This window comes from Candidatus Omnitrophota bacterium (assembly GCA_014728045.1).
GTDB lineage: Bacteria > Omnitrophota > Gorgyraeia > Tantalellales > Tantalellaceae > WJMH01.
Map to the genome: position 1 here is coordinate 38155 of WJMH01000017.1, position 22182 is coordinate 60336.

Below are 22182 nucleotides of genomic sequence, written 5' to 3' on the forward strand. Positions count from 1 at the left end.
ATGACAGACTGGAAACGTCGTCATGCTTTTTTTGTAAAATGCGTCAGCGTCGTGCTCACTGTTCTTTTTCTGCACCAGCAGGTGGGCTGGACGCAGCAGGGGCAGCCTGTCTGGCAGCAGGCCAAACCCAGAAGCTACAAAGAGCAGCTTGACCTTAACGGTATAAGGATACCGTATGAGACCGCGAGCATCCACGAATCCATGCACGGCGACAGTGAAGACGTGATCATACACATCCAGGACGCCCACGCCTCGCTTTCTGCGCAGCACTCGATAGCCAACCTTCTTGATTCTTTGGTGACCAACTATGACCTTGAACTTATCGCCCTTGAAGGCTCCCGGGGATACATCGACACCTCGCTTTTAAAGACATTCCCGAACAAGAAAGTGAGGAAGGACACGGCGGACTTCCTGATGCGCGAAGGCCGCATGAGCGCGGGAGAATTCTTCCAGATAGTGAATGACGGACCGGAGGTCAGTCTTTACGGCATCGAGGACGATTCGCTCTACCAGGATAACCTGGCAAGCTTCAGGCGCGTGGCTTCTTCCAGGGCGCTTCGTACCGAGAACATAAACGCCTTTCTGGAACAGCTTGAAGCGATGGAACCGAAGGTCTGTTCGGAGGGGCTGTGCACCCTTAACCGTAACGCCGTCCTTCACAGGGAAGGAAGGATGAGCTTCACGGATCACTGGAAATACATCGAGCAGCTGGCACAGGTGCAGGAGATAGATATATCCGGGTACGGGGAGCTTTCCAAGCTTTTGAAGTCAATCCGTCTTGAGGAGAACATAGACTTCGCGCAGGCAAACAAGGAGCGCCGCAGGCTCATAAATGAGCTCAGCCGAGAGATGGACAAGGAGGAGCTGGAGGCGCTCGTGCTCAGATCACTTGAGTTCAAGCAGAACAAGCTTTCCCAGAAGGATTTCCACCTGTACCTTATAGACCTTGCCGAGAGAAAGGGCATACCCGCTACCGGATATGATAACCTGATAAACTTCACCAGATATGTATCCATCTACGAGTCGGTCGAACTGTTTCTGCTTTACCGCGAGATGGCACAGCTTGAGGACAGGATAAGGGAAAAACTCTACCGTAACGCGGATGAAAAAGACCTTTTCAGGATGAGCAGGATGGCACGGCTTCTCAGGCAGCTTTACAACATGGAGCTGACCAATGACGAATACAACTTCATACGCGCCCATTACGAACAGTTCAATGCCGCCGAATGCGCCTCCTTTATTAAGAATAGCTGCCGCAAGTACGGGGTGCCCGTTATGGCGGGTTACGATCTGGGAAGCATATTCTCCGAAAAAGAGATAGCAGAGGCGATGGATTTTTACCTCGATGCCGAGGCGAGGAACGAATCCATGCTCGCCAACACCATAAAAAGGATGCGCGCTGAGGGCAAGCATGTCGCTGCGCTTATTACCGGAGGCTATCATACCAATGGTCTTACCGACCTTATGCGCAGGAAAAAGCTTTCGTACCTTGTCGTTATACCCAAGTTCGAAGCCGGGAAGGAAAGGCCTTACGTAGCCATACTGACCAACAAGAAGAAAGCCTACGAGAAGCTTCTGGATACCGGCAGGTACCAGCTTGCCGTGGAGGCGTATTTCTCATCAGCCAGAGGAGATCTCGCCATGCTGAAATCCGGACTGTTCCACGCTCTGGGCCAGGCTGTTATAGAAGGCATGAGCACCGATGAGATCAAATCACGCTGGCTTAAGTCCTACGGCGACAGATACGCTCAGCTCGAAGTCCAGGGGAAACTTAAGGAGATGCCGTTCGACCCGGTTACCCCCTCGGAATTCGAGGACTTCCTTAGAAACAGGATAGCCGTGGAGAGGATCGGTAATACGGCGGTCATAGCGGATAAGACCGAAGAAGGGATATCCTTTATTTCTCTTGCACGCAGGGGCGAATATTTCGTTTTCAATCCCGCTTCCAGGGCGCAGAGGGAAGTTTTTCTCGCAAGACGTGAAGCGGCCACCGCCGAAGAAGAATCAGCGAAAGAGTTCGCCAGGCAGCTTGAGGCGATGAGAGGGGATCTGGCGGACATCAAGGACATGCTCGCGCAGATGGTCGGCGGGAGAGAGCAGCTCCTCTCGGCGATAGCAAAAACCTCAGCCGACGATATAAGAGAGAGGCTTTCCGATCCGGCTGAAGCGACCGACGAAGAGATCATATCCAAGCTCAGGGCCAAGAGGATCAGTGTTCCGAGGAACTGGAAAGAGGATCCGGAGCTTGCCGAGAACGTTCGTGACCTTATAGCAAGGGTGAGGCGCCAGAGGCGGCCTTCGCCGGTAGCGATGGAGGGTGCAGAAGGCAAACAGCCTCTTTTCAGGGCCGAAGCCAAGATAGGTCCCCAAATGGGTGTCGAGGTCTGGAATATTACGGCTGTCGAAGCCGAAGGGGAGCTTGACGGAGAACTCGTGAAGATACTTCAGGACGCCCTCGGGCAGGCCAGTGCGAACCTGGCTGAAATGGGATACATGAATATCACCATACAAACAGGCGGTGCCAGCGCGCTGGATATGACCACGCAGGACGAGGATGTGCTTGAAATAGATATACGCGTTCTTGAAGCGGTGAAGACAGCTATAGATACCCGTGCCAAGAGAACAAAGAAAGAAGAATACGACCAGATGAGAGCATCTTTCATCAACGCTCTTGCATGGATGCTTAACCATGAAGTACGTCACGCCGTTCTCAGGACCGATAGTGACGCAGAAGAGATAGCGGTGATCGCGCATGATATACAGGATTATCTGTTGCTTGAGGCGAACACAAGACGTTCGCTTGACTGGCTTCTTTCCACGAGGAATAAGAACGGTGTAGACAGCGCTAATTTCGACGCTGTGCTCCGTATAGCACAGAAGGGTTTTCAGCAAAGAATGGACGCTATAGGCGAGACCGCCGTCGCAAGCGATATGGCTCAGAGCCAGGCGCTTGAGCTGCTGGATGTGATAGATGGTTACCTTTCCGATATGCGTCCCGAAGGGAAAGGTTTTATAGCGGCAGCAATGGAAAGAGGCGAAGAGCTGGAAGCGGCACAGGAAATAGGAAGACTTTTCAACGAGATAGACCTGGCCGAGAACAGGGCGCAGTCCAAGATAAGCGGAGAAGTCCGGAATGTTGAGTGGCTGACCGAAGAGGAGAACGCCGTAAGAAAACAGGTCATGAAGGCTAAGACCAGGCGTGATATATTCGTAGCTTTGGGCTTCGAGGAACCCAGATCGCTTGATAACCCCGAATATATCAGATCGCTTGCAAGCGAGGACGCCAAAAAGGTCACTGTTGAAGAGCTCCAGCGAAGACTCGATATATATTCCAACCCGAAGTTCGGATTCCACATAAATCTTTACGGCGCGAAAAGACCGGGCCTGGCCCTTATCGACAGGTACCCCGGCAGTAATTCTTTCAGGCAGAGGATGAAAGCCATCAGCGAACTCAACCAGCAGCTTTGCGATGAATACGGGATAAACATGGAAGAAGCCCCCGGGGAATATTTCGGCAAGTATCTTGTGGCCGTGAACCATCGCAACCTTACGCATTCCTGGGCCGAAGTTGAAAAAGACGCCGAAAGAAGGAGAAGGCAGTATAACAAGGACTTGGAAGCCGGTGAAATAGTTATTGCCAGAGCTGAAGAAGAAGCGGCACCCGCCGAAGAAGAGGAAGCGGCGCCTGTTGAAGAGGAGGCGGCACCCGCCGAGGAAGAAGCGGTTATCGTGCCTCCCCAGAGCATAGAAGAAGCCATTGCCAGGATAAACGCCGTTGACATTGCCCGGCCGGGCGCGAAAAAACTCATGTTAAGGGAGCTGGGGTTCGACCCTGATAGCCCCATTTCTCCGAAGTATATAAGGTTTTTGGCGAGTGAGACCGAAGAAGGTTTCGGTATGAAGGCCAGACCCGTCGGCGCCGAAGAGCTAAAGAACAGGATACTCGCCATACTGGACCTGGGGATACTGGTCTCTCCGTCGGTGGGAACCTCCTTGCTTGACCGTCTTTCAAGCAGGTATCTCAGGCTAAAAAAGGAACTCATAGAACGGCTTAACAGTGAGTTCTTCACCGAATATGATATTACCGAGGAAGAGCTTCTTACCTCCGAAAAGATACGCAAGATCGTAAAAGACATAAAGGACCCCGATGAGAAACTCATAGATCGCGATGTAGCCCGGAGGGAAAAATACGCCGACAGGAGGATCGAAGGGGAAGCCGAGGAAGAGGCCGTAGCGCCTGAGGTTCCCGAAGAGCCCGTTACTCCGCCGGTCGCCATCTCACCGGTCAGGATCGCGGTCGATCTTACCGATGCAAGAAAACGGCTCGAGGCGATAAGGGACGAACTCCGGGAAGTTGTGGACGGGGTCAAGAAAGGTATATTCGCCGATTACAAGGAATCGGTGGCCCCAGGTCTGGACGCAAGGTCACCGTATTTAAGGCTCGGGGACAATATCGCCAGGGTAAAGCAGAGGCGCCACTGGGCGCTTGCCGAACTATTACGCAGCAGGGACCTGCTTGAACGCGTTGAAGAGGCGATAAGGGAAGTTGACGAGGCCGCAGAGGTCGGCACGCCCGAAGCGGCAGAAGGTATAGAGGATATGGTGTCCGGCATAGAAAGGACCAGGGGTGCCTTGCGCGGGAACATAACCGAGCAGGCTTATTTCTATTCAGCTCCCGGAGAAGCAAAGGAGTACAGCGACTCCTACCGGGAAGATTACGCCAAGGTCATCGCTGAGCTCGAGGCGGAGGAATTTACCCCGGAAAGGGCCGTGGCCGAACTGGATGAGATTCTGAACTGGTTGCGCGGGAAGATCGACGCGGTAGGTTACGGTATTGCCGATGACTATGCTAGATCAGTCGCGGTCGAGGATGATGCTGCATCCCCGTATCGCCATGCCGGAGAGGGCGTTGAAAAAGTAAAACAGAGGCGCCACTGGGCGCTTTCCGAGTTCGTAGAGGCGCACGGGCTGTTGGACGCGGCTATCGCGGCACGGGAATACGCCCTTGAAGCGTCAGAAGAAGGATCGGATATCACCCCTGATCAGGTGGCAGAGAGAGTTCTATCGCTCATAAAGGACGGCAGGCAGTTCAGGCGTTCGGTTAGGTCAAGGGCCAATGAGTATTCCGCCCCGGGGGAACAGGTCGAGTACAGCGCTGGATACGAAACAGATTACGCATGGGCGCTTGATAAGCTGGGGGTAGAAAGGGTCATTCCCCCTGAGGAAAGACCTGTGGATCTGGCGGCCATGGCGGCGGAAAGGATCGCCGAAATAGAGGAAGCGGTGGATTTTCATATCAGTGAAATGCAGGGTTCCGATCAGATGCAGGGACTTCTGCCCGCACTTGATGACATGGACGGGCCCATAGTCAGTGCCATCGATAAAATACTGAACGAAGAGTTCGATGAAGGTGATTTCCGAGGGTTTTTTGAAATGGGAGAAGTCCTGAGCTCGCAGCTCAGTGAAATAGAGTTCAATAATGACCAGATAAGCGCAAGCGGCCAGAGGCTCATAAGGCGCCTGGACGATGCCGCCGATCAGCTTCCCGCGGAAGCTGAAAGAGTGAGAGAGAAATTCAGGCAGGCGCGCCGTCTCAACGCGGAAATAGAGGAGATAATTAATAATAACAGGCAGCGCCTCGAGAATATGCGCAGAGTGCTGCGGGAAAAACTCGCGCGTCGCGGGATACGGGAACTGGGCAGGCAGATAGCGCTTTATTCAGATCACGCCGATAAAAGGCTCGAGAGGGTAAGTGAGGTCGAAAGAGATGTCGACGAGGCCATAGCCGAAGCTGAAAGAGAGAAGACCCCCGAAGCGGTAGAAAAGGTCTTTCTGTACGGTGACGGTATTGAGCGCGGCGAAAAATTATTCCAGTCAAATTCGATCGACAAGTTCAAGAAGGAAGCTTTCAGAAGGCAGCTTTCCGAGATAGCCGCAATGCTCGCCGAAGAAGACAGGCCCCTGGAGAACGAGCTCGCCTCCGAGATCGAGCAGGTAGAACAGAAGCTCGCTGACGGGGCAGGCCGGCTGGATGAGGCCGTCAGGAGGATAGTCGAGGATTTTGACGTTGAACCGGTCACCGGACCGACCGAAGAAGACCTGGAGCAGGCTAGGGCTTCATGTCAGGAGCTGGAGGGTATTATCGACATGCTGCGCGGTGAACTCAGTCTCATGCAGTCAATGCTCGAGGGTGCCGAGGTCAGACTCAACCAGAGTCTTGATGAAAATGGAGTGGTCCAGAACCTGGAACTTGCGGGTGTCATCAAGAATACCATTGATTCCACGCATAACCCCGATGCCGACAGAATAGGACATGAGCTTTCTTCGCTCGATGAAGGCTCCATAAGGAGCCAGCTGGGGGATGCCGCGAGTGTGCTTCCCGCGGATGATGGGACTCTTAAGAGGACACGTGATAAACGCATTCAGGCCATGAGGGAATACGGCGCCGTGAAACGCCAGATAAGAAGTCTTCTTGCCCTGATCGAAGGGGAAGCGGAACCGGTAGCTATCGTAGATGATATGGAATTCGTAGGAGGAGCCGCTCCGGAAGGGGTGCAACCCCCTGAAGCTGAAGGCAGCATGGAAGCCTACGACCGGATAGAGGAAAAGCTCGATGAACTCATAGGTGAGATGGAAGAGATAAAAAGAGAGGCCACGGACAACGAAGAGAAAGTTCAGCAGGCCCTTCTGGGTGATGACATGGGTTCGGCAACGGAACTTGCCAGGAGGGTGGAGCGCGAGATAAGCGCGAACATGCGCCCGCGCAACAACGAGATAAAGGGCGAAATAGAATCGGAGAACGAAAGGCTGCCCGTGGTCGTCTGGCCCGCAGGCAGCGGAGGCAACGAAAGGCTGATGCAGGTCTCCAACAAGATAGAAGAAGCCAATGCCAGGAACCAGGAACTGGCGGAGCTTCTGGATAACATACTTCAGCGCCTGGGGCCAGCCGAAGAGATAGAGCCGGTTAAGGTACCCGAAGTGGAAGAGCCCGAAGCTCCTGAAGTAGCCGCTATTGAAGGCGAGGGAGAAGGCGTTCTTGAGCCCGAGATCGTGCCCGCGGTCAAGATGGCCGAGAGAGAACCCGGTCTTCTCGATGAGATCCGCAGAAACTATAAAGGATCCTCTGACAGGATAGAAAGTGTTCTGGCAAGGCACGCCGAGGTAACAGGCGATCTGCAGAGCGCGAAAGATACCCTGCAGGAAGCCATAGACAGCGGTATGGAAGAGACTTCCAAGCCTTCCGTTGACGCCTTAAGGATGAAGGTGGCCCGTCTTGAAGAGACCGAAGAGAGTTTCCGGACCCCGGAATACGATCCCGATACGGGAGAGCTTTCCAACGCGGAGAACTTTATAGACCCGTTCGATCAGTTCTATTATTCCGTTGTGCAGCAGTACGACAAGTGGCTAAAGGATCAGAGGGAGGTCAGGAAAGAGCCATTGCTTAACGAAAAGGTAGACAAGGTGTTCGATCTACTGGAGACGAACCTTGTCGGTTTCATTGCCGCTGATTACAAGGATTACGGTTTCGACAGTATGGAGATACTCACCGGGGAGAAAATGGAACGGCTGAAAGAGTTCGCGCTTCAGACCATTCTCGCCCGGGAGACACAGCCGGCAACGCCGGAAGCTGTGGCAATGATCAAAGTGCTCATAGACCGCAGGCTCAACGAGTTCTTTATGCCCGGGGTGACCGGCCAGGAAGAGAAAGCCGCCGAGGTGAAGAGCAGAGTGAAGCAGTATCTGGGAGGCGAAGGAACTCCGCTTCTGCGCAACGTTGTCATACTGACCCTTCTTGGGCGGCCGGATCCGGAGAACGAGGCCAACCGGCTTTTTGTTCCCGAAGACGTACCTGTTGAACAGGCGGATGAAAAGATGAGGGATATGGAGGCCAGGTTCGCCGCCATAGCCGCAGAAGTGAACGACATATGCGGCAAGCTGGGCGGGAATATGGTCGAACTGACCTTCATGGAATTCCAGCTCGAGTATTTGGGTTACAGACTTGACCTGGCGAGTGAGGCGGTCAGTGAAGCCCGGGGAAAATACGCGGCTGAGCCTACCGATGAACTTGCAAAGAATTTAGAGCAGCTCGAGGCGGAGCACAAACGTCTTGAGGATCTGATCCATCCGATAGAAGAGAAACAGCTTGAACTTGAAGGCACCTCGGCCAAGCTGAGACTGCAGCTCATAGAAGTATTGACCAAAGACGGTGCTTTCCCGGAGCTAAAGACGGTTCCCAAGGACACCCTGGCGGATAAACTGGACAGGGCCCTGGGCGCGGGCGGCAAGATACGCAATACACTTAAGATGTTCCTGGGCTCAACCCTGGTCATGGTCTGTGTTTCCTGCGCGCCCCTGCAGCACTCGGTACGTAACGTGCCGCTCAGTCAGGAAAGGCCGGTGGCCGTTAAGAGCGTGGAAAAAGATGAGAAAGCTGAAAAGGAGAAAACCGAGGCCGAAAAAGCGCCCGAAGCGGAAGTGGAGCTTCCCGAGTTCGTGCCGGTAATACCGGAAGTTCCCTCACCCCTCAAGCCGGGAAGGGTCACCGTGGTAAAAAGGACAAGGGCTCCTCCGGCTGCCGAAAGAACGGTACGCGTGGAACCCTGGCACGGCGGGGAGACTTTCCAGCAGGCTTTCAGGGGAGGATTAGAAGGAGAGGGCGAGCCCGGTGACGTTATAACAGATCCCTTTATGCTTCTCGATGCCGGTAAACGCAAAGTCGTGTTCCCGAAAGTGGAGGATTTTTTCGTAGAAGAGGGCCTGAACGCTAAGACCCCGGACGGGGATGATTACAGGTGGAAGTTCTACACCGAGAGGCCGCATTGGTACTCGAGCAGGCCGCAGGTGGTCTACAGAGATAAGGCGGGCAGGTGGTTCGTAAAAACCGAGTATGTCAAAGGTAAAAGCGTCGGTTTCGATGTTGCAGAAGACAAGGACGAGGTGGCGGTGCCCATCGCGAACCTGAGGGCTCTCATAGTCATGCTCATAAAGGACGGTACGATAACGCGCGTTCAGGACAACCATCCCGACATAGACACGGTCTACCGTGTGAACCGCCCGAAGCTCGTGTGGGTGCATAAACGCCAGCCCGGCGAGGAAGAGGTAACGGGAGGCGAGTTCTTTATCCCGGCGCAGGTATTCTCCTTCGCGTCGATGGCCGAATACGAGTATAAACGCGGTCTTGCGTACATGGAGAACGGTGACGCGGTTAAGGCTTACCAGATGTTCGAGGAGTCCATGAGAACGGTCGCCAGGGATTTCGGCCTCAGCGAGGAACAACTGGCAAAGCTCAACAGGCATCTCGAGAAAGCCGAGTTCTCGGAAGCCTACGAGATGATAGAGACAGCTTCGGAGAAAAAGACGATGACACCTGAGCTTGAATCCGGTCTGGAGATAGCGGATGAGGTGGCCGATGAGCTTAAGGACATGAAATCGGACGTTGAAAAATATATAGCATTCTTCGTTGACAGGTTCCAGCAGGTGAACCTGGCGGTGCCCGACGACTATGTCGCGGCGGAGTATCTCCCGTATATTCATGAAGCCACAGCGGCCGTAAGAGAAGTGCAGGAAGAGCTCACCTTCAACGAGATAATGCGCGCTCTCAGGAACGCCCAGGAGAGCGGAAGGGGTGCCGCTTTAAAGACCATACCCTACAAGAACCCCTTGATAGATCCTATGAAGACATTGGGACAGACAAGGCTTTTATATAACGGCGCTTCGATATACGCGGGAGACAAAGAGGGGACCAAGGGCCTCTGGGTATCATTCGGCCCGTGGGGTGTCACCGTCGGTGTCAAATACAAGGCGCATATAGGCAAGGGTGAAGCGGCCATCTTCAGCCACATAACAAGGGGTATAACCCAGCAGGAAGAAGTGCCCATAGTTTTCCTCCCCGCCGAAAAAGGTTCCGAGGATATGTGGGACACGATAAGGATAACCGGCAAGCACCTTCTTTTCCTGATACCCATAGCGGGAGCGCCAATAGGGTCCGGCCTGGATTCACTTTATGAAGGCACCATAGTGCAGGGGCAGGTGGACGAACTTATGGAAAAACTTCCCGGAGGCGCGCCTCAGCAGGACAGGAACCTGCAGGTATTTTCCGATGAGGATAATGACAAAGGTTCTCTGAAGGTAGATGAGCTGGAATACTTCAGTTATCCCGGTATGAGCGCTGAAGCCGTAAAAAAAGCGGGTCTGGAACAGGTCGTGCCTTACAGGTTATGGAGTCAGCTGTCCAAGCATAAGCATCCCATGGACGTTAACGGTGACGGCGTTGTCAACGAGGATGACCTGAGGACGCCTCTTAAGGACCTCTCCGAGGAAGCCCAGAAAAGAATAATCGATACCCTGGCCGTGAGCGTTATCGGACATCCCCTTCTTGCGGAGCCGGGTGAAGGCGTAGAGGTTACCGACCTTATGAAGAAACAGAGGAAGAGGGTCACCGACCTCATTAACGGCAAGGACGCCGACGGCAGGGATGTGCGTCCGGCCACGGTAACGGACATACTGACGGTATTTTTTGACAGCAAGGACTGGGAGAACGCCAGTTACGCTGTATTGCGCAGGGACGGACGCAAGACATCATACCTCATGAACAGGGTGGTGTGGAACATATTCCGCCAGAGAAAGGCCATACCGCGCTCGGCCCAGTCGGCGGACGGCACGGACAACGTGGTCATAATACCCGTTTTCAATTCAGACGGGGCCGCGCCCCATTATTACCAGGCGATGATAGAAGAGCATTATGATGAGAACGGCGCACCCGTAGAGACTAAGATCCAGGACGGCCAGAGAGAGGGGACGGGCAACCTGATAAGGGCCATACGTCTTTCCGGAGGCAATGTCAGGCATGTTGTCACCACGCCTGTGATACTGCCCGAAGAAGAGGAGATACCGGACAGGTTCACATATAAGAAGGTCATTTTCGATAACGGCCAGTTCACCGGCCGGATGAGCCACATAGAGGTCCATAAAGACCTGCAGGGCAGGAGGGTTCGCACCATAGAAAGGCTCTATGCCGTGCAGCCGGACGGGGAAAGAACGCTTTCCAGGGTATACGTGACCGTAGAGGACGCCGACGGAAAGGTGATAAATTCATATGCGATAGAACCGGCTCCCGGGAAGGAAGCGGTAGTCGAGGTCCCCGAGGTGCGCGACAGTGAGGACAGGACCAAGATAATCACTTCCCTCAAGTTCCAGGGACTGATAGCGGTTATCCCCGGCGGGCAGGTACAGGCCGAAGAGATGTACGCCGGCACCATCAATATGACGCTGACCGGTGCGGATATAGCTGATGGAGCGCTCACGCGCATGCGCACTGTCGATGTCGAAAAAGCGGGAGAGATAGCCGGTTACAGTTATCCCGCCGGAAGCAAGGTTTACCTGGAGATGTCCGAGGATGGAAAACGTCTCATAAAACTGTCGATACTCGGTCCGGAGAAAGCCGAGGGCATACGAGAGTTCATAGTTTCTTTTGAATCGGCCAAAGACGGCAAACTCGATTTCGACAGGGAGAAGATGACGGTTTCAGGTTATGACGCCTTGAGGGCAAGGGGCCTTGCTGTGGAGATAAGAGGCGAGGCGGTATTTCCATCCGGGGCACGCGAGCTGGACCAGGGTTCACGCCTTGTGCGCATAGACAGCTATGATATCACAGGCGGCAAGAAGGTCTTCAAGCAGCAGGAGATAACCATATACAATCCCAACGGCAGGCGTAACGTCACCTACGTTCTGAACAACGAGAACGACGAAGTGCATATCATAGACGGCGAAGAGCTGCGTGACCGCCAGGTCGGCGTGGGTAACGTGCACATCATAGCGGGCGAGAGGATCGAGTTCCGCGGCAGGGTATACCAGCGCCATGATCCGGTCGCCGGGTCCCTGAAGATAAATACCGGGGCCAAAGACCCGGAAGTGATACCGCTCCCGACGGTAAGCAGGAGGGCAAGAAGCGTATTCGCCGGATCCAGCGTGACCTATACATACGGTCCCGATGGCAAGGGGATAGTGGATATCTCATTCTATTCGCCGATGAACCTGGAAACAGGCGAGCCGGGGTACAAGATAGCTTCTTTCAGTAACCCGGACGGGTTCCCTCAAGGAGTGGACTCCTTCGATGCCGATACCGGCACTGTCAAGGGTTACAAGACGGTCATGATACTCCGTTCACCGGCGAAAGAAGAGGCTCCCGCCGATGCCGACAAGGACGGCGTCAGTGATGCCGAAGAAAAGCCGGCCGAAGGGCCTGAGGAAGCGCCAAAGGGACACATTGATGTTTCCGGTCAGGAGGCCATGTTCAACGCAGAGACGGTGAAGCTCAATGAGGGCAGCACCATGGATGTTTTCAGGGTATACGGCCCGGACGGCTCCTTCCTGCGCACGGTACATGAGATAGTGGATCCGGTAAGGGGCACCATTTTCTATACGGCCGAGGAAGCCAAGCCCGGCAGGGTCTTTGTAGGTTACGAGAGGGACGGTGTCAAGTTCCCCCAGCAGGAGATTTGGTCGGGCAAAGTGGAAGCCAGCAGCATCGCGGGCGACAGGATAGCGACGGTGGAGAAGCGGAACGGTCTTGCGTATACGCAGTATGTTGATGACGCGGGCCTTTTAAAGCGTGCCGGGGAAGACCCCACGCTCGGAGGCCGTGTTTTCGTGGCGCCTGCGGATAACCCCGATAGTCCTATTCGGGAGATCACCGGGGTTACGATAACCCCGGGCAAGGTGGGGGATGAAACCGGAAGGACGTTGACCGAAATAGGTTATTCCGCCGACGGTAAACTGGTGTATACGAGGTATACCGATAACCTTGCTGTTCTGAGAGAAGCAGGCCTTAATGCGGGTTTATCCGGCAGGATATTCGTAGCCGGAGCTTCGGATAAAATGCGTCCGGTAAAAGAGGTCGCGCATGTAATCGTCAAGGACGGGTCAGTAGAGCCTGCGCCCGGGACAAAAGGGGAAATAACCCTCTCTTCGATGGCTTATGATAAGGGCATGGCATATATCTCTTATACGAACGATCCGGCGGCGCGCGAGGCCCTGGCCTCGATAGGACAGGAGCAGGCGGCGGGCCGCACGTTCATGGCCCCGGAAAGGGATACCGACCATCCCCTGCAGGAAATCACGGGAGTCAAGGTCACACCGGGTGCGATCACCGGTCTCGAGAACAAAGTGGTGGTCTCCAATATGGGATATCACAACGGCATGGTATACACCCGGTATGTTGATAATGCCGCCGCTCTGCGCAAGGCGGGGCTCTCTCCGGCACTCGGCGGCAGGACCTTTGTCGCGCCGCTGACCGACAGGACCAGGGCCATACGTGAAGTCGAAGGCGCGAAAGTAGCCGACGGCAAGGTTGCCGATACCGGCAAGGTGATAGCAAGGATAGGCTACAGGCGCGATGCCGCCACCGGACAGGTTTTTGTTTACACCCTCGACCTCAGGACGAATCAGGTCTTTGTCTCCACGATCGAGAGGAAGGACCGCGCCCTTCTCAGGGTGAGCGGAGTGGATATACTCAACGGCATGGTCAGGCCCGATCCCGCCCAGCAGGATGAGATGATGTACTACTACGATGAGGCGAGCGACCTTGTATACATGTACGATATAGGCACCGAAGAAATATTCGCCGCTTCCATGGACAGGCCCGACAGGGCAATAATGGAGGTCATGGGCCCCGAGTTCACAAAGAAGGCGGACGGCACGATCGCCATGACCGGCGAGGCCAAGGTGGTAAGAAGGATAGGATATGACGGCCGCGGCTTCGTTTACACGCAGTATACCGGTGATGTGGATGTGCTGAGGCAGGCGGGGCTTACGCCGGATATGGCAGGCAAGGTCTCCGTCGCGCTTGAAACCAACATGAGAAGGCCGATCATGGAGGTCGGAGGAGTGAGAGTGGATGAGGGCGAAGTCCTCGACCAGGAGAGAATGACCATCCTTAAACGCATAGGGTATGACGACCTGGCAAATCCCGCGGCGGTTTACGTCAGGCAGGTGGCAAGCGGCAACACGTTCAAGTACGGCAATATCCGTCTTGATGAGAGAGGCAATTTGCTCGACCCGGTACTCCAGCACCAGGTTGACGGGGTTAAGATAAACGCCGACGGCACCGTGGATACCACCGACGAGGTAGCCCTGGCGCGTTTTGAGATCGAAGACGGGGTGGTCAAGGCCAAAGTGCTGCTTGAGCCGGATGAAACAGGTAACCTCAGATATGAATACGATAATGTTATTGTTCCCGGCAATGTCATAGGGCGCATAATCCGCATCGTAAAAGAGGACGGCCAAATAGAAGAAGTGAGGTATTACGGTGATACTTCCCGTATAAGCGGCAAGACCTACAGGGACGCTTCGGGCGAGGAGGAGCTCGTGACCAGATACGCCTACAGGGGCGATCACATATATGAATTCAACGGGCTCATAGACGCTGTCCGGAGAGACTGCTGTATGGTCTACGAGGATGACTGGACGGTGCTTGAAGTGCGCAGGGGCGTTACATACGACAGTGATACCGGTGAGGTTACCCTGGAGGGCGAGAAGGTAAGTTTCGAGCAATTCATAGGAAGAGAGCTTAAGGACCTTATTTACACAGAGCGCGTGGACGTGGAGCAGATGACCAAAGAACAGTTCTACTCGGCGCTGTACTGGATGGACCTGGTCCTTAACGTTCCGGCTACGGAGCGCCCGGCGCTCATAAAAAGCGCGCAGAAAATGAGGGAACTGGCCATAGAGCAGTTCGTGGGGACACAGTCCACTCCGAGGGAGGATTTTTCCGGGCACACCTTCAACCTTTCGACCAGAGAAGGAGGGGATTTCATAGGTACCGCTCTTTACTGGGGAGGACTTCACCAGAAGGAGGATTTCGATAACGAGCAATTCCGCAAGGCGTTTGTGCAGGTGGCGAATTTACCGGGGATAGACACGTATATAAGGACCGCTTCGGAATGGAAATACTGGTCGCCCGAAAGGAAGCTTTATGTGTTCACGGACGTGGTGGGCAAGATAGCGGCCAAGGCGATCGATCCCGAGCTGGAGATAACCGGCGCCGAAAGAAGAGAGTTCATGGAAGCGCAGATAGAGGCCCAGATCAAGATCAAGCGGGGCGAACGCGTGGACGAGGTCCTGGACCAGCTGGACGAGAGGATGCGCAACTGGAGGTTCTGGTACCTTATAAAGGACCTCGCGATATATTCAAGTATCGTCTTCGCTCTGTTCATGTCGATATCGTATCTATTGAGAAAACGCAGGCCCTGGAGGGAGAGGGAAGAAGCGCCGGAACGGGAAGCTGTACCCGTGCCCAGGGATTTCATGCCGCAGCAGGTCATCCTTGACGGTCACGAAGAGGTTAACAAGCAGATAATGCAGCTGCGCGCCCAGATGAAGTACACGCAGATGCCTCCCGAGGAAAAAGCTCTTGTTGTCGGAACCCTAAGGGATAACGCCGAGATCCTGGAATCCGTGGAAGCCGGGGATATTCTGAAAATGTTCGAATCGGATGACTTCAAGGTATTCATTTACGACACAGGGGAGACTGCTTTCAAGACCGGGCAGACCACCCACATAGGTATAAGGACCGGGTCCATACACATCACCAAAGAAGAATACGAACGCCTCAAGGCTATGGCATCCTCCACGGAGGAAGCGGGGCAGTACCTCGCTGCCAGGTTCGCGCATGAACTGTACGAGGTAATGGGTCTTATGAGGTATTTCATGAACGCCACGGAAGACCCCGAGAACGACATAAGGGACTGGATAAGGGCATCGCTTCGCACAAGGGCCGGACCCGATGGGACCGAAGAGTACGAGGATTTTGCCCGCGCGAGAGACCTGGTGATGCAAGCCCTTTCCCTTCATAATGAAGCCCTTCTTCTTGAACAGTCACTTCTTCCCGACGGCAGGAACAGGGATCAGGTCGCGAAAGAAGCTGACCTGGCTATAAAATACACCGACCTGATAACCGGCGACGACAGTCTCGTTCCCGTCATAACGGATATCAATATAGCGGCCGAGATGAACAGGCCGGGCGAGTCGCCCGAGGAAGAGGGCGCTGTCTCTCAAGAGGCGGCCAGGTACGATTTCGATGCCGCGGTCGAAAGGATGAAAAAGGTCGAAAAAGGCGTCGAGGACGCTTTCTGGACGGCGCACCGCACTTTGGAGCCGGTTTACTACAAGGCCAAGGGCAGCAAGGTCGCTCCCGAAAAGCTCACGCGATGGTTCACCATACCGGCGCTCTTGGGCGGGGGCACGCTGATAGCCAGCAACGTGACACATTTTCTGGATACCGGTCTTTTGATGGGCTGGGGATGGAGCGTCTGGGTGATAGGCACGCTGCTTGTGGGGCTGGGACTCTATTCCTCCCGCAGGCTGATAAAGGATTCGATGACAAGGAGCCAGACCAGGCTTCAAAGGCAGCAGGAGGCGATCAATATCATGGAGCCAGCGCTCAACGAGGCCATCGAGACCCTGGAGAGGCTTATGACCGAGGGCGGTGACGGTTTCTCGGCCGAGGACTGGCAGAGAATGCTCAAATTCGATACCCCGGCGCGGTTCGCGCATCCGGATGACGTGATAGCGCAGGAGACCATACGCATAAACCTTTACGATTACATGTTGTACTGCCGGGATTGGCTGCAGTTCCTTCAGAGACCTGAGAATATGCAGGGCGATTACCTGATGTATTCGCGTTACCACACTCCGAAACACGACGTGCAGAGGAATCTGCCCACGCTTTATCTTTCGGGTAAACATTTTACCAGTGTATACAGGGACAACAAGCATAATTCCTTCGTGGACCTTATGCCCGGCGGCCACGAACCTGTTCCGGAAGACATACCGTATAACGGTCCGAAGTTCTACAATACCACATTGGGGGTCAACCCCGTGCACCCGATGCCCCTGTCTAACCTGACCATGTTCACTTACCGCGCCATAGACAGGCTGAATTTCGTGAAAAAGTATTACAACCAGACAAAAGACCTTAACAAGGCGCTCGATGTCGATGACGTGGAAAGATCTTACAGGATGAAGGGTTTCGTTGATCAGGCCAAAGGCTACGGCGGTGTCGGACCAGGCCGTTCAAGTTACGCAAGAGGTAAGGAAAGGCACGGGTTCAGGCTGAAGGCCCTGGTGGTCTCTTTCATCACGCTGGGGGTAGCGGCTTTCATGCTGAGGGTGCTTCTCTCACGCGTTCTTCCGATACCCGAGGTCCCGGAACTGAACATTACCCTTTCGGTATTCATAACGTTCCTTGCCGGTATGACCGGTTACATGATAAACGTCATGATCGAGAAGGTCTCACTTTTCGCCAAGAGTTTCAAGGCAAGAGCGGGCGACGAAAGCATAATCGACAGTGACCTGGGCAAATACGTGCCTTCTCTTGTTCTTTTCCAGGCTTTGGAAGACATGCTCGGCGCCGAAGTCCTCGTCTCGCGTGTCAATACGAGCCTGAGGAGGCTTACCAGGAGCGGTATGCTCACGCAGGAACAGGCAGACGACGTTATGAGTGCGGTAGTGGAGAAAAGATATTCGGATATATCCACCCTGGTGCGTGAGGACGTGATAGAAGTGATGTCCGATGAATTTTCGGGCGCCAAGGCCAGCTGGAAGATCGTAAAGGGAGAGTTTCCGAGTACGTGGCCCATCAACAGGCTGCGTCTTGAATATCCGTTGCCGGAGATGGTCTACCTCATGAACAAGACCGACAGAAAGAAGCTCGTAAAGGTCATTATGGAGGATGAACGCCTGAGCCGGAGGCTCACCGACGAGCAGCGGAGGGAACTTGTCAAGAACCCCGAGTGGGGAAGAGAGAGATTGACCAACGAGGATATACTCAGGAACCTGACCCTTAGCGACGTGGAATATATGCTCGATGAATATAACGAAGAGCTCCTGGCCAAGTTCATCCTCATGGATACCACTTTCGGGCAGGATGCCGGTAACAAGCTTGTGGACATGGTAAGGAGTATCCAGCAGGCTTACCGCAGGCCGGTGGATGTTTTCACTGTAATGGACGATAACGACAGGATGGAAGCGAAAGTGGACAAAGAGGCTTTTCGTTCAGTTTTTATCGACCTGGTACAGGAAGGGGCACTTAAGATAGACCCGGCCGCTGCCGAAAGGTTCAGCCGGGACCCGGAGGTCGATCCGGTCAGGGTGCTTGATGCCCTGGAACGGCAAGAGGAAGGTCAGGCCGCGGTCATGCTCGACCATTACGAGAAAAGGTCCGGCAACAAGGTCATACAGGGTTTTCTCGGCGGCGTGGACGAGATCTATTACGTCGTGGGCGGGGAGAACCTCGAGCTTATGCCAAAACTGGTCAAGTACGGGCTGGACCTTAAGGCCTACAGGGGAGAACTTTTCGCCGCCGGCACGCTTCAGGAATACCCTGGTTCGATCGAGGTGATCACCGGTTCAGATTACGGCGTTAACCTTGATAAGCACCAGAGGAAACTGCGCATGAAACCGCCGATGAACGCCGAAGCGGTCAAGGATATAGCACTGTACTATGAACGCAAGGGCGAGGAACAGCCGGATTACATGGAACTGGTCGATGAAGAAGACCGGCTCGCCCCGATGGTGCTCAGGGCCAAAACTGCCGTCTGGGAGATGAGGCAGAGGACGATAGATGAACAGCTGGCGGGTATTGAGGACGAGGAGGATGCCGCGCGCTGGCGGATAGAACGTTCTACCGACACCGGGCAGCTTAAAAAGGAATATATGGACAGGTTCGGCGAGATGGTCTCAGCGGCGGGTATGGATATACGCGACGCAGGAGCGCTCCTGGCCCTTCAGGAAAAAAGCAAAGAGCAAATGCTTCCTCTGATAAACAGGCAGAAAGACCAGACCGACAGCGAACTTGAGCAGGCCCGCGCCAGATACGCTTTATGGGCCTTCATGCAGGCCTACCCGATCGAAATAGACGAAGTCGGCGGGCTGGACGTCTCAAGAAAGTTCATTGAGACCGAGTTCCGCCTGCGTAATCTGCCGACGGTCATGCAGACAGAGCTCAGGCAGGTCCCGCTCAAGGCCCCCGACTGGGAAAACATAGCATATATGGACTATCTCATATGGCACTCCACCATACAGGTGGGCCAGACCATGGCAGGGTTCCTTTTCCTGGGCGGTACAGGTAACGGTTTCCTGTGGGAGATGCTGGCCTACTCCAAACCCGTGCTCGGGGAGGACGGAAAAGTAGAGAGCAACGAACCTCTTTCGACAAGGGCTACCCTGCAGGAACTTATGAAACCCTTAAGGGAGCGTGTACACACCGACGAGACCCGCAGGGAGGAGAGAATAAAGAGGCTGAGCTTTTCATCACGCGTACTTGAAAGGCTCAGGCTCATGGTCTCCCCGGACGTGCACATAAAGAACATATCGAGCCTTCTCAGCAGGAACTTCACCCAGTACAACGTTTCCGGCGCGTGGGATGCGATGAACCAGATCGAGGACGCCGAGCTGGGCAGCCGTCTTGCGCTTTATAATCTCAAGGCTACAAGACTTACCGGTAAATATACCCAGATACTCGAGGACCTTCTGCCCAAGACCGGTCCGGGATGGTGGGCCCAGCGCGTCAGGTGGATAACCCTCCAGGCGTTCTGGTCGATAATATCTTACGGCCCGGCTTTCTGGATGTTCTTCGGCCAATATGTCGGTATGGGGTCGGTTTGGGCGCTCATAGGCTCAAGGAATCTCATGCTGGCCTGGGGAGGACTTGGAAGTTTCATAGGCGTGGGCGTGAGTTTCGCCGGGTTCTTTGCCTTCGGAAAACTTTTTTACATGTTCGGTAAGTTCCTGTATTCGCTGCGTACGCGCGCGGGACTTGAACGTAACGAACAGTGGCAGGTCGATCCGATGAGGACCATGGGCTGGGGCAAGTTCCAGCATATGGCACACCTTTCTTCGGGCAGTCTTGCGGGCGTGTTCACCGGTATTACCATGGGTGTCACGGTCTTTTACCTTGTCGTTATGCTGCTTGCCGGGATGCCGGCGATAGAGAACCTCGGTGGCATAGGCACGCTTATCTTTTCATTTGCCCACATGATGAGGGGAACCATACCCGTGCTCATGGGCTGGCTTGCCACTACCATGGCCGGCGCCATAGTTTTTATTTCGCCTCCCATAGTCCAGACCATGATGGGCTGGATAACGGTAGCTACCAGAGGGCTTGAGGATGAGGAATCCACTCAGGAGGCCCTCAGGAAGAGGCTGGAGGACCCGAGGTTCCGCAAACTCAAGGGTATAGGCAGGGTGCATATCGAGGATTACAGGAGCGTTGAGGAAGTGCTTACCGTGGTCACTGATTACCGGGACGCCCTCGTAGCGACGAAGGAATACCTTGATACCGAAAGAGGCAGGGAAGATTTCGTTCAGGACCTGGCTGACGGCGGGGTAAGGATGCATTTCGCCTATGAGGTGTACAACGATCTGGGGCTTCCGCTGGAAGACCCGCAGCCCAAGGATATAGAGACTTTCCGCAACGCGCTCGGTGAGATACTTACCGAAGTCGAAGGCATCAGGGATTATACCACCGGCGCCATATTCATCAAACCCTCCGTAGGGATAGTGGGGCTGGCCCTTCTTGCCGCTTCCGCGTTCCTGTGGATACACGGCTGGTTGCCGTACGGCTGGACCATCTTCACCGTTGGGGTATCGGTGCCGCTCATAGCGCTCAAATTCACCGATATGGTCAGCAGGATGAGCGGAAGACCCATATTGCGCGTGGGACGCATGCCGCTTCACATGCTGGGATATTTCGTGCGCATACCGGCAATGATACATTATTACAACCACATGGTCATACCATCTTTCCAGAATATGCAGAGGTCTTTCTTTCCCGGGTACAGTAACGAGGGTTATTGGACCAGGGGGAGGACTTCGGTGGTCAAGCTGCGCATGGGTGAGAAAGCGACACTGGGCACCCGCTACAAACAGGCGGTGACATGGAGCAGATTCCAGGGGCCCATACTGATGCTTCTTCTGATCCTTCCGTGGTTCGCCATACTCGGTCTTAATACCTATTATGACCGCGCCAAGATAAAGGACGCGAGGGAAAGAGTGGTTACCGAGATGACGATAGAGAACTACACCAACGGAGTGGTCTCTCTTACCGATGAGCAGCTCGAACGGCTTATAGAAGAAGAACGTTCCCGCCGCGGGGATATGAGAGGCTTTATGATAGCAGTTGCGGACCAGTATGAACAGTATGTGCACATCGGCCAGGAAGACAGGGCCAAAAGGCTGTTCAACATACTTAGGGTTTACACGGATAACCTGCGCAGGACCTATGTCGAACAGGGTAAGGACAAATGGGACTATGAGTATTTTACCCAGCACCTGCAGCAGATCTTTGCGCGCCTGGGCAGGCTGGATGTTTACTGCAGGATGTTCGGTATAAACGAGTCCGAGATCATGCCGCTCGATGAGACGAATTCAACGGTGCGTCTGGTAAGCGGAGCTCCGGGAAGCAGCGTAAGGCGCCTTGATGACGGAACGATCGAGATCCGCGCGTCCATGGACGGGATGAACGTTGTGGGAGGAAGGGGTACCGTAGAGGTCCTTATCGAGCTCACCAGGCCCATGAACATGCAGGAGATGAAAGAGCTTGCCTTCGAAGTCTTTATTCCCGAGCAATCGCGTGATGATTTCAGGGGCAGTCATCTTACCGTTAAAGCTTATGACGAGCAGGGAAACCCGCGACCGATATTCGACGAGCCCGGTTACCAGGGTGGCGCTGAATCCAAACTGTACTTCGTGCCCAGGCCGGAGAATAAAAGAGGTCGGGATATTCTTGACGGCAAAGATACCAGTGTATACAGCAGGCCTGAAATGCCCGCGGGGATAATAATCCCCGGTCCGAGGGTATATAATCCTTCCGCCACAAAATCCTGGAAGGTTATCATCAGTAACGATCTGGTAAGACCGACTTCGGGGGTCCTGAGGATAAAGGCCCCGCGCATATTGCCGAGGGTGGACATGTCAGAGACCGTGGGTAAGGCGTTCGGCCCCAAAGTTCTGCCTAAAAAGGAATTCGCCCGTAACGTCGGCGCCAACATACTCGGTTCTTTCCATGATGTCGGCGAATGGGAGGGTAAGCACGACGGTTATTCAACGCCGGAAGGGCGCAAGAAGCTGCGCGAGCAGCTGACCGGTCTCGCCTCCGGCGGGGCAAACCTCGTAAGGGTGCAGTCC

The 22182-nt window shown here is 54.5% G+C and carries 1 protein-coding gene (only partly in view); it reads left to right on the forward strand.

Translation table 11 applies throughout. The features are described 5' to 3' along the window. Positions 1-22182: the 5' portion of a hypothetical protein gene (locus GF409_06560; protein MBD3426877.1), read on the forward strand. The gene runs 9462 nt beyond the window's last position; 22182 of the gene's 31644 nt are visible here — the first part of the coding sequence; it begins with the start codon at positions 1-3; its stop codon lies off the right edge, out of view.